A 13150-nucleotide genomic window follows, 5' to 3' on the forward strand; every position below is an offset into this window, starting at 1 on the left:
ATATTTCATTAGATTTTTCTACTGAAAAGAGTTATGATATTGACCGGTGGAGGAATAGAAGAAAATCTCCCTTTACAACACATTTTGCATGAATAATTCAATTTGGTATATGATGTTAAAAGATGGTATATAAATGGACGAGTTTTTGAATTAATACAGATTAGGATGATGGGTATGAAACGAGCACGAATAATATACAATCCTACTTCAGGACGGGAGCTTTTTAAGAAGCATTTGGCTGAAGTATTAATTAAGCTTGAGCAGGCAGGATATGAAACTTCGGTTCACGCAACCATTTGCGAAGGGGATGCGACCGAAGCGGCACGTCTGGCTGTTGAACGCCAATATGATATCGTTGTGGCTGCAGGCGGGGACGGTACGCTAAATGAAGTCGTCAACGGCTTGGCCGAACAGGAATACCGACCGAAGCTTGGAATTGTTCCCATGGGGACAACCAATGACTTTGCCCGGGCACTGCATATTCCAAAGGATATCAGCTCAGCCATTGACGTGATCACGAAGGGTGAGACGATCCCGGTCGATATCGGACGCATGAACGAACGCTACTTCATTAATATTGCCGGCGGGGGAAGAATTACGGAGTTGACCTATGAAGTGCCGAGTAAGCTTAAAACCATGATGGGACAGCTTGCTTATTACTTAAAAGGGATTGAAATGCTTCCTTCCATCAAGCCGACGGACGTATCGATTGAATATGACGGCAAGCTGTTTGAAGGGGAGGCCATGCTCTTTCTGATCGGACTGACCAACTCGGTCGGAGGCTTCGAGAAATTGGCTCCCGATGCCTCAATCAATGACGGCTTATTTTCACTCCTGATTCTGAAGAAAACGAATCTGGCAGAATTTATCCGAATCGCTTCCCTTGCTGTACGCGGGGAGCATGTGAATGATCCGAATGTCATCTACACTCAGGCCAATCGAATCAAGATCAAGGCGAAAGAAAAGGTACAGCTCAATGTAGACGGCGAGCTTGGAGGAGTCCTCCCTGCAGAATTCGAAAACCTGTATCGTCACCTACAAGTATTCGTTCCACTCGATAAAATCCGCCCGGAAGATAAAGCTGAATAATATAAAAAGGAATGCCACAGGGGTTATGGCATTCCTTTTTTATTTTGGCTCTTTAGGAAAGGTTGTGGTTATTTAAATCACATGATCTACGAGTCGGCGGGCTGTATGGTAAAGGGAACTGCAGTCCATTTTCAGTAGGAGTCTACGTAGTTCCTCTCACCCACTAAACAATCATTTGGTGACAGAGCTAGATGGTCATTAGAAATTAAGTAAGAAACTAAAGATTTATATTAACTACAATCCCTCACTTAAGAGTAACAAACGGATACTTAGAATGTTGATTGGAGCGGAAGATGCTCGACTCCTGCGGGAAACGCTGGACAGGACGAAAAGCGGAGGCGGCTCGTTCAGCCCCGACAAGCATAAGATGAATGAGCCGGGAAGGCGGTTTTTGCCTTCTTGGCTCATTTAGCTTATGACCTCGAGGGGCTAGCCGCCGTAGCTGGATCTTGAGACCCCACAGGGCTTTAGCCCGAGGAGGCTCGCCGCCAGCCCCGCGGAAAGCGAGCATCTGGAGCGGAAATCAACATCTGCTCGCTTTTTCAAAAACAACAAAGTTTACGAAAACAGCATTTTATTTTAATAGAATCTAATGGAGAATACTCCAAACCTCTCTAATGAACAAGCAAAAAGATAGAAAAAGACAAAGGGAATCCGATCAAGAAGCCCCAGCCGATCTGCTGCTTATGACGGAATGGTACCTTCCTGACAATCCAGGATAAGAGATGGGCCGCGATCACAAAAGCAAAAACCCATATCAATTGCCCGACCACGAATACGAATAAATAGGCAAGGATGGATTCCTTATTCATCAAGAGCGTTATTCCAAATCCAAAGGTCAAAGTTAGAAAGGTGAGTCCGATTAATATATAGGGCAGCCACCACCTTCTTGACTTAAGGGCGAATAATACCCCAAGAAAAACGTTTCCTACAAGGATAAGGTTTACTAAGAAGTCTGGGTTCATATTTATCTACCTTCTCTTTCTAGAATTGTTGCACATACCATTGTACCCTTTGTAGATCGGATGAAACGCGGTAAGTTTTAACATCCTATCAAGTAAAATGAAGAATTACATGAATCTGTTTAATTTCTAAATCTATTGTCATCCTTACTGGAAAAGTGCAGCCCTCTGTTAAAATTTGTATTCCCCACCACTCGCTGACTATGGTACAGTGAATAAAAAGAATGTCGGACAATAAGTCACTGGAGGGTGAATTCAATGTATATCGTACATTCAACATTTTGTGTTCCCGATGAAAAAGCGGATGAAGTAATCTCTATCTATCATTCCCGTTCAGGTTTGGTAGACAAGGCTGAAGGGTTTCAACGATTCCTGCTCTTGCAAAATGAAAAGAAGCCGGGAGAAATCACCGTCCATATGGAATGGGATAAAAAGGAACACTTTATGTCATGGGTACAGAGTGAAGACTATAAGCGGATTCATGAGCTGGAGAAGAAATATCCGGATCAAGAGCTTGCATCCATCATTCCATCCATTGACCGTTATAAGGTGGTGGCGTACTGATGGAAAATAAGTATAAAAGCGTCATAGATGAAGCGGTTATAAAATTGTACGAACGGTACCCGGAATTGGATGATCGATACGGTGAAACCGGGCGAAAGAAATGCTATGAAGATAATATCCATCATTTCAACTATCTGGAGTCTGCCGCTGATGTAGGCGAATCAAAAGTGTTTTCCGACTATGCCCTCTGGTTGAACAGTGTACTCGTAAGCAGGGGAATGAAATCGGACCACCTCATCGATAATTTCAAATGTATCATGGAATCCCTGGAGGAGCACAAGGTGGAAAAGGGGGAAGCCTTCAAGCTCTATCTGAAACAGGCAATCGAGTCCATCCAGTTCGCAGATAAGGAAAACATCCCAACAACCTGAACCAAAAGCATCGATCCATAGTGTTCGATGCTTTTTTATATAGAGAGGGACGGACCTCCAACGATTTCATTCTCCGTCATCATTTATGGTACAATCAGTAGAGTCTTAAAAAGGAATTCGTAAAGGAAGATATACGTGAGTAAAAAAGCACCTGTTCAAAAAAATGATTATATAGATGAAGCCGTATTCGAAGACCTGACCCATGACGGGAATGGCGTTACCAAGGTCGACGGATACCCATTATTCGTTCCTAACGCCCTTCCTGGAGAAGAAGGTCAGGTCAAAGTCGTGAAAACGAGTAAAGGCTACGGTTTCGGCCGATTGACGGAACGCACGAAGGAAAGCAGTTTCCGACAAGAGCCCCCATGTCCGATATACCGGGAATGCGGAGGATGCCAAATCCAGCATATGACCTATGAAGGACAGCTGAAAGCGAAGGAAAAGAATGTCCGTGATGTGATGCAGCGAATCGGAAAGCTTCATGACGTCATCGTACACCCTGTTCTTGGCATGGAAGAACCATGGCGCTACCGAAATAAAGCCCAGGTACCCGTTGGGGAAAAAGACGGCCGGTTTGTTGCCGGATTCTATCAGAAGCGCAGTCACGAAATCATCGACATGGACAAATGCATCATTCAATATGAAAAAAATGATGAAGTCATCCAGCATGTGAAGAATATATGCGAGAAACTAGAGGTCCGTCCCTATGACGAAAAGAATCATAAAGGGATTCTTCGTCATATTATGGCCCGAACGGCGTATACGACAGGGGAAGTGATGGTTGTATTGGTCACACGGACGCCTGAGCTTCCGCATAAGAACGCCATCATCGAAGCACTTGTCGAAAATATTAAAGGATTAAAATCGATCGTTCATAATGTGAACCCTAAAAGAACAAACGTGATCATGGGCGACACCACCCGAGTATTATGGGGGGAAGAGGTGATCCATGATTATATCGGCGATGTGAAGTTCGCGATCTCAGCAAGATCCTTCTATCAGGTGAATCCGGAGCAGACAAAGGTGCTTTATGATAAAGCGTTGGAGTATGCGGATCTACAAGGTGAAGAAACGGTCATCGATGCGTACTGCGGAATCGGGACGATTTCTTTATTCCTTGCTCAAAAGGCGAAGAAAGTATACGGAGTCGAAATTGTACCTCAAGCGATAGAAGATGCGGAGAAAAATGCTGCTTTGAATGACATGACGAATGTGGAATTTAAAGCGGGGCCAGCAGAAGTGGTCATTCCCGATTGGTATGAAGAAGGAATCAGAGCAGATGTCCTCGTCGTGGATCCACCGCGGAAGGGCTGTGATGAAGCGCTTCTCAACACGATCCTGTCCATGAAGCCGAAGCGTGTAGTCTATGTATCGTGTAATCCGGCGACACTTGCCCGTGACCTTAGAATACTGGAAGACGGCGGGTATAAAACAACAGAGGTTCAGCCTGTTGATATGTTCCCACAGACGATGCACTGTGAAGCCGTTGCGAAGATAGAGTTAGTCGATTAGCAAAGCGAGGGAAGAGACCAATGTATCTCACCATTAAAGAAACAGCCGAATACTTGTCCCTGCCTGAATCGTATATTGAAAGCCTCGTACAACATAAGAAAATACGTGCGGTACATGACGGGGAACAGTATTTATTATATCGGGATCAATTCAATCAGCATCTGGAGCAGATGGAAAAGATGAAGCGGCAGCTTGCTGAATATTTAAGTGAACCGATCCCTGAAGATATCGATGTGAAAGACGAAGACTAGTCTGGAAAATACTAAGAAGAAATGGAGAATACAATGAACGGACAACAGCGTTCCAATATCAAACCGGGTCTTGAAGTGGACATTGTCCTGAAAAAAGACCAACGTACAGATAAACTGACACGTGGGATTGTGAAAGATATACTAACCAATTCCCCTAATCATCCGCACGGCATCAAGGTCCGATTAGCGGATGGACAAGTCGGTCGGGTGAAAAAGATTATTGAAAAATAAGAGGCCGGTGCATTCTCTTACTTTTTGTATTCTATTTAAATGATCTGGTACAAAAAAACCTCGCTTCCTAACAGGGAAGCGAGGTTTTTTGTGCCCTTAACTAAATAGCTGAGGGATGCCTTGTATTAGTGAGTACACGCCCATATAAGACATGGCCACGACGATCAGCAGTCCGAAGATGGTCATCCAAATCGGATGCTTATAGTCACCGACGATTTTCGTTTTATGTGCGGCAATCAGCATGACGCCAAGGGCGATTGGCAGGATCAATCCATTAAGGGAACCAACCAGGATCAGGATGGCGACTGGTTTACCTACAATGACAAATACAAGGGTTGAGATCGTAATGAAACCGACGATCAGCCACTTATGATATTTTTCAAGTAGCGGGCTGAACGTCCGGATAAAGGATACGGACGTATAAGCGGCCCCTACAACCGAAGAAACAGCGGCAGACCACATGACGATTCCGAACATCTTGTATCCAATATCCCCAGCAGCCAATTGGAAGACGGATGCTGGTGGATTCTTAGGATCCAATGCAAATCCTTGAGCCACAATCCCCAGCGCCGCAAGGAATAGAAAGATTCGCATAATGGATGCGATACCGATGGCTGATACGGAACTCTTGGTGATCTCAGGAAGTGCTTGTTTCCCTGTAATCCCCGCTTCTAATAATCGATGCCCTCCGGCAAAGGTGATGTATCCTCCGACAGTTCCTCCGACAAGGGTGATGATCGCAAGAAAATCAATGGTGTCGGGAGCGAATGTTTTGGTTACTGCTTCCCCGACAGGTGGGTTTGCTGTAAACATGACATATACGGTCAAAATAATCATCAATAATCCCAGGATTTGAGCAAACTTGTCCATTAATCTGCCTGCTTCCTTTACAAGGAAGATTCCGACAGCGACAATCCCGCTGAACAATGCTCCCATCTCAGGTGAAATGCCGAACAGGACATTTGTTCCGAGTCCTGCTCCGGCGATGTTACCGATGTTGAAGGCCAGGCCACCTGCCACGATCAGGATGGCAAGGAAGTAGCCCAGTCCCGGCAGGACATCGTTTGCGATATCCTGTGCCCGTTTCTCAGAAATGGCAATAATGCGCCAAATATTCAGCTGGGCACCGATATCGATTAGGATGGAAACTAAAATGACGAAACCGAAGCTTGCGGCGAGCTTCTCGGTAAATACCGTTGTTTGAGTCAGGAATCCTGGTCCAATGGCAGATGTAGCCATTAAGAACGCAGCTCCTAATAATAAACTGAAATTCGATTTTTTCTTCAAATGATTCGCTCCTTTGTTTTCTTGGATGATGTTAAGAATGAAACTTCAAGGCGATCCCCTGCTTTAGATGGTTTAGTTGTCGTTCACGATCGATATAAAGCTCCTGAGCCTCTTCGTGGGAGACCAAGGTAAACGTGACTTCTTCTCCTGGCTTCGTTTGAGCGATGAGCGGCAGATCCACCGATGCAATATATCCCATTCTCGGATAACCGCCGGTCGTTTGCCGGTCAGCCAACAGGATGATCGGCTTCCCGTCCGACGGAACCTGAATCGTACCAAACACAACCGCCTCTGAAATCAAATCGAATTCCTCTTCGAGATAGAGGGACGGGCCTTCAAGACGGTATCCCATGCGATCTGATTGGGAAGAAACCTTAAAGGGTTTGTTAAAAAATTGTTCGCGGCTTTCTTCAGTGAACAAATCGAATTCCGTTCCCGGAATCACCCGAATGGCTTTCTTCTGATGATAGGATGAGATGAATTCAGATGAAATCGACCAATCAATTTCTGTGAAGTTGCTGTTTTCCACATACGGAAGTAGATATTCGACCATATTGGCAGATTCCTCACTGGCTGTTCCTGGTTGTAAGGTATCTCCTGCCTGTAGGGGACGCCCTTTCACTCCCCCGATGCCAGCCCTCACGTATGTGGACCGGCTGTTCATGACCGTTTCCACGTTGAAGCCGCCTGCAACCGCCAGATAACTTCTGCATCCGTTTGTGCAGGACCCGAATTTCAGTATACTGCCTGCTTTGACCAATAGGGATCTCCTTAAAGGAACCGGTTTTCCGTCAATGGTCGGAGTAAGGTCACCCCCGCAAATCGAAATAAGGGTTGTTTCCTCGAATTCAAGGACTGGCCCCATCAGTGTGATTTCAAGGACAGCTTCGTCCACATCATTGCCGACAAGAAGATTCGAGATTTTGTGAGCGAGGGGATCCATACTCCCGCTTACGATGACGCCGTATTTTTGATATCCGTACCTTCCCAGGTCCTGAATGGTCGTTAGGAGGCCGGGTTTGATTACGTTAATCATTGTTCCTCCTCCAATGCTTTATATTCTTCAAATGAAATCGGCTTGAAACGGATGCGGTCTCCGGCTTGGAGTAAACTTGGAGAGTCATCATTTTCCGGTTTGAACAGTTTTAAAGGAGTACGGCCGATCAGCTGCCATCCACCCGGTGTTTCAATGGGGTAAACCCCTGTTTGTTCCCCTGCGATTCCAACCGATCCTGCAGGTATTTTCAGTCTGGGTGATTTTCTTCTCGGCGTCGCGATATCAGGGGACATCCCCCCGATATAAGGGAAGCCGGGCGCGAAGCCGATCATGTATACGAGATAGTCACCATTTAAGTGTTTGGAAATGATTTCCTCAGTGGTCAGTTGGTGATGATTTGCGACTTCTTCAAGGTCCGGACCGAACTCGCCCCCGTAGCAGACCGGTATGTCGATGATACGTGAACCTTCTTGTTCTCCGAGGGTCATGTTCGAAAGTGCGTGTTCGATTTCTGAACAGACGATCTTATAGGGTAATGTGTGTTGATAGGGCTGATGTGATTCGATGATTTTCATTGGATCGTAATAGAGTGTGACGGTAGTGAAGGCCGGAATATATTCCACAAGCCAGTGGGGTCTTTGGTTTTCAAATAGATTTGTTACCGCTTTCACCCGTTCGTGTGTTTCGTTCTGAATTGAGCTGCCTAATTGGATGACGACGGCATGGTCGCCTAGTGGGCGTAACGTATAATTCAAAAAACTACCTCCATTCTAGTTTTGTATGATTATTAATGAAACAAAATAATTATGTATGAATGGCCGCGCAAATAAGATTATTCAGAAATTTTGGCCATGTTGTTATTATAGTATAATTCTTTGTGTTTTCAATAAAAGGTTGGGAAATAGCTGATTGAAAGAGTGAGATTAAGACTTTGAACCTAAAAGTATTGCAGAGTTTTTTTGCTCATTTGAGTGAAACGTACGTTTCACTCGTCTTTCAGCTTTATCTGAAAGGCCGGGTAGAGAAGGGAGGTGAAAGGAGCGAATGAATTTGCTCTTTCACCTGCCCTTCTCTACCCGGAATGAGCCCAAAAACATGTAAGAATAATTTTCCTCATAATAATGATTTTACTCTCCTTGATGCTAAAATGATCATTTCTCGATTTCTGTCAAATACTTACACATTTCCGTTGTGTTAAATCGTATCGCAAATGTGTTTTGTGTGCTATTATTTAGTAATTCGAAATAATATCCTCATGAAATAATGGAGTTTGATAGATGGGATTGGAGGTTTTTTTTATGAAGGTGAAGGAGCCTTTATGGACGAGGTCTTTTATTATGTTGATGGTGGGGAATTTGTTTGTGTTTATGTCGTTTCAGATGCTGATTCCGACACTTCCTCCTTATATTAAGTCGATCGGCGCTTCAGGGCTGGAAATCGGACTGGTGACGACGCTGTTTTCAATTGGTGCCGTGTTAAGCAGGCCCTTCATTGGATTCATGCTGGAGTACAGGGACAGAAAGCCCCTCGTTTTAATCGGGGTGATTTCATTACTCTTAATTACAGTGATTTATCCATTATCAAGTGTCGTATTCATTTTCCTTATATTCCGTTTAGTTCACGGGCTTGCCTGGGGATGGTCCACAACGGTCAACGGAACGGCAGCGGTCGATGTGGTGCCTAAATCCCGTTTAGGCGAAGGGATGGGTTACTATGGTTTATCGATTACGATCGGTATGATCATCGCTCCGAGTCTCGGAATCTATTTATTCCAGGTCACGACCTTTACGAATCTGATCATCACTTCCAGCGTGCTTGGTGTCATTGCGATCGTCCTTTTGGGGATCGTCCATTATCAGACGCCTCAAGTGGTCAAAGATACGAAGAAGGAAGACTTGAAGTTTTCGTATCTCGGCTCTTTAGTCGAGAAATCAAGCTGGTTCCCGGCTTTCATCACCATCATGGTGACATTCGGATACGGTTCTATCGTAACCTTTATCGTCATCTTTGGGGAAGAACGCGGAATTCAGCATATCTTCCTGTTTTATTTGTGTAATGCGATCATGGCATCATTATCAAGACCGATTGCCGGTAAGTGGTTTGATGAGCGGGGACCGAAGGGACTTGTTCTATTCTGTATCGTCGTGACTTTTATCGGGATGTGGGTCCTGTCTTTCGCCCATTCTGATTTCCTTATCGTCATATCCGGTATTCTTTTCGGTGTGGGATTCGGCTCTCTGATCCCAACCCTTCAATCATGGACATTGTCCATGACCCCGGATCATAGACGAGGAGTGGCGAACGGTATGTTTTTCTCTTCCATCGATCTTGGGATCGGGTTGAGCGGCTTGGTATTCGGAGTCCTGGCTCAATATGTCGAGACAGGGGTATTATTCCAGATTTCCAGCCTGTTCTTACTTATTGCTCTGGCTGTCACCATACTTGAAGGCCGCAAACATAAAAAGTTTGCACACCAGACATCCGCTTAGTTTGAGGGCCGTGTAATGGTGGTAAGTATAAAGGACTATCCTTTTCGAAAGCGCATCAAAGCCTTTCGTAACGGATGGTCCTTTCTTCTGTAATGGAACTGATTCCATTGAATCACGGCAGAAAGTATCAATCGGAATTTGAAAAGGAAATGAAATTTTATCCACGAGAATTTCTGTTAGAATGAGAGAAATAGACAAGTCTGTGAGGTTCCCGAAACAGGGGATCCACATATAACGGAGGCCATTATGACAGAAGAAAAATTACTGATGGAGAAGTCATTTTATCGAACTTTTCTAGTAGATCAGGACACAACCCGTCATCCGATAGAAGTGCTTGGAGAAGCATTTGTGGAAGAGCAGCAGAATGAACCATATGATTTAACGTTCATCCGCTATGCGCAGGGGGAGGTCTATTTTCACAGCAGGGACTATGAAGCGGCCATCTTCAAATGGGAAAGCATTCTGAACGAACTTGAGCCATGGGCAAAGAAGAACATTGCGGATTCTTACTATGAGCTTGGGATGCTGTCGTCAGCGGAGGATGTATACACTGCCATTCAAACAGACAGCATGATTTTGACCATGGAAGTATCGCTTCAACTATTCTCCCTTTATATTGAACGAAACAAAATCGAGTCGGCTTATCGTACCATTGAAAAAGCGTTGTCCATTGAACCGGACTATGCCAATGTGACTGAGCTGGCGAGAACGTTCTATGAAGAGCAGGAGGATTGGAATAAAGCGGTGGAGCTGGCGGTAAAGGAATCAATCCGAACCCAGGAGCCTGCCTGGTTCATGATTCTGAGAGAGTATGGCGATCTGGGCTATACAAGATCATTTGCTCCGGATTACTTTTATGACCTGTTAATCACCGTTTATGAAAAAGACCGTAAACAATTTAAAGAGCTTGTATCAGCTCTCTGGTCAAGCTATCAAAGCCACTCGGCTGCCCATATTGAATGGATGCTGACGGTCAATACGATCTTTGAATATGTTGAAGTCCTTCCAAACGAATCGTGGGAAGAAATCCTTACCCAGTTCCAATCTGCATACCTTGGATTCCTGGAAGGGGATTACCTTGTTAAAGACCTCGAAGGCTTCATGCCAACCATGCTGACAAATTGGTTGAAAGTGAGCAGAGATCAACAGCCGTTATTCCCGGCAGCGGCAGTTTTGGCCTGGAACGATGTGTTCTCCTACAGCATCGAACCAATGGTAAAGGAAGAAGCAGAGAGGATCTTATTGGAAGGAGACTCTTACCAGGCCCGTTTTGAAGACATTATCCTGTTCTTGAATAAAATCATCCAGTGGTCAGAACGGAATGAGGCGCCGGTTGGCTACAAGACCCAATGGATTGCAGAACAGCTGATGGATCTGAGCGAACATCATCTATTGATTGCAGGAAGCGCATCAAGCGGGAAGTCTTCCTTCGTACAATCTGTCCTTGGGGAAAGCGTAGGAGAAGCGGACGATTCAACCGTCATCTACAGCTATCATGAACAGCAGGTAGAAGTGAAGGAGATTCACGATAAGGGTGTTCATCATGTGGAAAGCATCGCTGATTTCGAAGAATTGATGCAGCGGGAAGCATTCGTTGAGTATAAGCTTCCATCCGAGTTCCTTAAGAAGAATGGAACAGCCATCATTGATGTTCAAACAGGAAAGAGGCATCTGGATGATCTGACCTCTTTTTATCCTGCAGCAGACGGTCTCTTGTACGTTCTGAATGCCGATGCGCCATTTAACGCAGAAGACCGCCAGACCTTACGGAAGTTAACGGAAATCGGACAACCGGTGAACGTTCATTTCTTATTGAATAAGATGGACAAAGTGTCTCATACAGACCGTACCGAAGAAATCATTGAATCGGCAAGGGAAAAAGCCCGTGAATGGTTCCCTGATGCAGAGGTACTGCCGTATTCATCCCTTGAAGCCGTTCATTTGCAGCGTCAAGATGTTGAGGCGTTCCTTTCAGATCAGTATAGGATGAAGAGTGCTACCCTGAAAGAAGAAAGAGGAAGCAAGCTGTTTTATTTAGTGAGGAAAACGTTAAGGGATCTGTACTCAAGTCGGAAGAATCGTGAGAATGACTTGAAGGATACCATCGAGAAAAACGAAGATATCCTAACTCGTCTAAATGGATTTGAGAACTACTTAGGTGACATGCAAAGTGATAAGGTCTCCCTCATCAAAGACTCTTTCCACAAGAAGAAGGAAGCCATGAAAAAGGAAATCTCTGAAAAAATACCGGCAATCCTAAGCGGTTGTTCAGAATTGATCAGTGAAGAAAGTGACTTCAAACAGATTCACCTTGAATTGAATGAAGCGATGAATACGAGGATCCAGGATTATATCCAGGAAGACCTCATGCCACGATATGTCACTTCCCTTGAGGATTGGCTGGCCACTTCACGTCAGGAACTTCAAGATAGTCAGGACTATTTGAACGAAATGAGTGAAACGTTTAACGGACTATTTGGAAAAGATAAAGTCGTTTTACAATGTGATTTTCAGGTGGTCGATGATTGGCGCAGGGATGTCAGCAGGATGGGGACGAGGGCTCAAATCGATAAAGAAAATATACTTCTCCGATTTAAGCCTGCTCAATTCCTTTTGAAAAGCGCAGGGAAGTTACTCGGTGTACTGCCTCAGAATAAGTCGATACTGTACAATCAATACAAGCGTTATCTCGAGAATGAAGACTATCAGGATATTACGGAATCGGTTGTCAATAAGTTCTTCCTTCAGTTCGATTTGTTTGAGAAATCACTGCAACAGGACATTCATTCGTTCTTTGCGGATCCTTTTAAGCAATTGGAGATCACGATTAAAGATACAGAAAAGGACATCGCGTCCGATCAAAATGCATTGAAGATCATGAAAGCAAACCCGGAACGATATTTCGATCCGATCACCTTATTCGAAGTGAAGCTGCTTCAGCATGAATACATGGTGAAAGCAAGCTATAACGCATCACATCATTTTTCATAAACAAAAAGACTGATTCTTGGGAAGGAACTTCCCTTAAGAATCAGTCTTTTTTTGCTCTTTTGGCATTGTTGTTATGTTAAATATATGATCTGCGCAGCTCTGTCAGTGATAGTGTGCTGGATGGTGAGGGGAACTGCTGCGCTTTCCACGGACGTTCGGCCGAGCCTCCTCAGCGCAAGAATGCTTCCGGGGTCTCGGCACGCCCGTTTTCCGTAGGAGTCTCCGCAGTTCCCCTCACCATCTAAAAAGTATTTTTGTGACAGAGCTAAAGTCAATATTGAAATGGGGATTTATAATCGATTGCTTCATTCTTTAGAGAATGATGTGAAGAATATAGCATTTACTTAAAATAGAGTAACAAATATACGTTCGACAGTTGATTGGAGCAGAAGATGTTCGACTCCTG

At 44.6% G+C, this 13150-nt stretch carries 12 protein-coding genes; 8 read left to right on the forward strand and 4 right to left on the reverse strand.

The window, feature by feature from the left end:
- Nucleotides 1-174: 174 nt before the first annotated feature.
- Nucleotides 175-1089 (forward strand): diacylglycerol kinase, encoded by a 915-nt coding sequence (locus ACIGG7_RS00250; RefSeq protein ID WP_224941864.1) that lies wholly within the window; start codon nucleotides 175-177, stop codon nucleotides 1087-1089.
- 614 nt (nucleotides 1090-1703) lie between these two features.
- Here the strand turns inward: ACIGG7_RS00250 and ACIGG7_RS00255 are convergent.
- Nucleotides 1704-2054: a hypothetical protein gene (locus ACIGG7_RS00255; protein WP_224941865.1), complete on the reverse strand. Its 351-nt coding sequence runs from the start codon at nucleotides 2052-2054 to the stop codon at nucleotides 1704-1706.
- Between the two features lie 255 nt (nucleotides 2055-2309).
- Here ACIGG7_RS00255 and ACIGG7_RS00260 point away from each other — a divergent pair, with 255 nt between their 5' ends.
- The 5 genes from ACIGG7_RS00260 to ACIGG7_RS00280 all read left to right on the forward strand — a co-directional run bounded on the left by ACIGG7_RS00260 (nucleotide 2310) and on the right by ACIGG7_RS00280 (nucleotide 4980).
- The gene (locus tag ACIGG7_RS00260) at nucleotides 2310-2615 is read left to right on the forward strand and encodes an antibiotic biosynthesis monooxygenase family protein (protein ID WP_397548338.1); all 306 of its coding nucleotides are present in this window, start codon (nucleotides 2310-2312) and stop codon (nucleotides 2613-2615) included.
- Complete coding sequence (locus ACIGG7_RS00265) at nucleotides 2615-2986, forward strand: hypothetical protein (RefSeq protein ID WP_397548339.1); 372 nt, start codon at nucleotides 2615-2617, stop codon at nucleotides 2984-2986. The genes ACIGG7_RS00260 and ACIGG7_RS00265 overlap by 1 nt, the downstream gene beginning before the upstream one ends.
- A gap of 135 nt (nucleotides 2987-3121) precedes the next feature.
- Entirely contained in the window at nucleotides 3122-4498 is a 1377-nt protein-coding gene (gene rlmD / locus ACIGG7_RS00270; protein WP_397548340.1) for a 23S rRNA (uracil(1939)-C(5))-methyltransferase RlmD, read from the forward strand.
- A gap of 20 nt (nucleotides 4499-4518) precedes the next feature.
- Nucleotides 4519-4749 carry an excisionase family DNA-binding protein gene (locus tag ACIGG7_RS00275; protein WP_224941869.1) on the forward strand — a complete coding sequence of 77 codons (231 nt, stop codon included), beginning with the start codon at nucleotides 4519-4521 and terminating at the stop codon, nucleotides 4747-4749.
- Between the two features lie 33 nt (nucleotides 4750-4782).
- The gene (locus tag ACIGG7_RS00280; RefSeq protein ID WP_224941870.1) at nucleotides 4783-4980 is read left to right on the forward strand and encodes a YwbE family protein; all 198 of its coding nucleotides are present in this window, start codon (nucleotides 4783-4785) and stop codon (nucleotides 4978-4980) included.
- 96 nt (nucleotides 4981-5076) lie between these two features.
- On the opposite strand, the gene ACIGG7_RS00285 is transcribed toward ACIGG7_RS00280, so the two are convergent.
- From ACIGG7_RS00285 to pxpB, 3 genes are all read right to left on the reverse strand, one after another.
- Complete coding sequence (locus ACIGG7_RS00285; RefSeq protein ID WP_397549068.1) at nucleotides 5077-6219, reverse strand: NRAMP family divalent metal transporter; 1143 nt, start codon at nucleotides 6217-6219, stop codon at nucleotides 5077-5079.
- A 79-nt stretch (nucleotides 6220-6298) separates the two neighbouring features.
- Nucleotides 6299-7303, reverse strand: a complete 1005-nt coding sequence (locus ACIGG7_RS00290; protein WP_397548341.1) for a 5-oxoprolinase subunit C family protein — start codon at nucleotides 7301-7303, stop codon at nucleotides 6299-6301.
- Nucleotides 7300-8019, reverse strand: coding sequence for a 5-oxoprolinase subunit PxpB (pxpB, locus tag ACIGG7_RS00295; protein ID WP_397548342.1), 720 nt, complete (start codon nucleotides 8017-8019; stop codon nucleotides 7300-7302). The genes ACIGG7_RS00290 and pxpB overlap by 4 nt, the downstream gene beginning before the upstream one ends.
- 543 nt (nucleotides 8020-8562) lie before the next feature.
- Between pxpB and ACIGG7_RS00300 the strand changes: the two genes are divergently transcribed.
- Complete coding sequence (locus ACIGG7_RS00300) at nucleotides 8563-9753, forward strand: MFS transporter (RefSeq protein WP_224941874.1); 1191 nt, start codon at nucleotides 8563-8565, stop codon at nucleotides 9751-9753.
- A 246-nt stretch (nucleotides 9754-9999) separates the two neighbouring features.
- On the forward strand, nucleotides 10000-12744 hold the full coding sequence (locus tag ACIGG7_RS00305) for a GTP-binding protein (RefSeq protein ID WP_397548343.1): 2745 nt from the start codon (nucleotides 10000-10002) through the stop codon (nucleotides 12742-12744).
- Nucleotides 12745-13150: the final 406 nt, after the last annotated feature.

The sequence above is a fragment of the Rossellomorea sp. NPDC077527 genome (assembly GCF_044542955.1).
GTDB lineage: Bacteria > Bacillota > Bacilli > Bacillales > Bacillaceae_B > Rossellomorea > Rossellomorea aquimaris_E.

Coding starts and splice junctions, on each gene's coding strand:
- ACIGG7_RS00280 (WP_224941870.1), top strand. CDS start 4,783: ATGAACGGACAACAGCGTTCCAATATCAAACCGGGTCTTGAAGTGGAC.
- ACIGG7_RS00305 (WP_397548343.1), top strand. CDS start 10,000: ATGACAGAAGAAAAATTACTGATGGAGAAGTCATTTTATCGAACTTTT.
- ACIGG7_RS00260 (WP_397548338.1), top strand. CDS start 2,310: ATGTATATCGTACATTCAACATTTTGTGTTCCCGATGAAAAAGCGGAT.
- ACIGG7_RS00300 (WP_224941874.1), top strand. CDS start 8,563: ATGAAGGTGAAGGAGCCTTTATGGACGAGGTCTTTTATTATGTTGATG.
- ACIGG7_RS00290 (WP_397548341.1), bottom strand. CDS start 7,303: ATGATTAACGTAATCAAACCCGGCCTCCTAACGACCATTCAGGACCTG.
- ACIGG7_RS00265 (WP_397548339.1), top strand. CDS start 2,615: ATGGAAAATAAGTATAAAAGCGTCATAGATGAAGCGGTTATAAAATTG.
- ACIGG7_RS00250 (WP_224941864.1), top strand. CDS start 175: ATGAAACGAGCACGAATAATATACAATCCTACTTCAGGACGGGAGCTT.
- ACIGG7_RS00285 (WP_397549068.1), bottom strand. CDS start 6,219: ATGGCTACATCTGCCATTGGACCAGGATTCCTGACTCAAACAACGGTA.
- ACIGG7_RS00255 (WP_224941865.1), bottom strand. CDS start 2,054: ATGAACCCAGACTTCTTAGTAAACCTTATCCTTGTAGGAAACGTTTTT.
- ACIGG7_RS00275 (WP_224941869.1), top strand. CDS start 4,519: ATGTATCTCACCATTAAAGAAACAGCCGAATACTTGTCCCTGCCTGAA.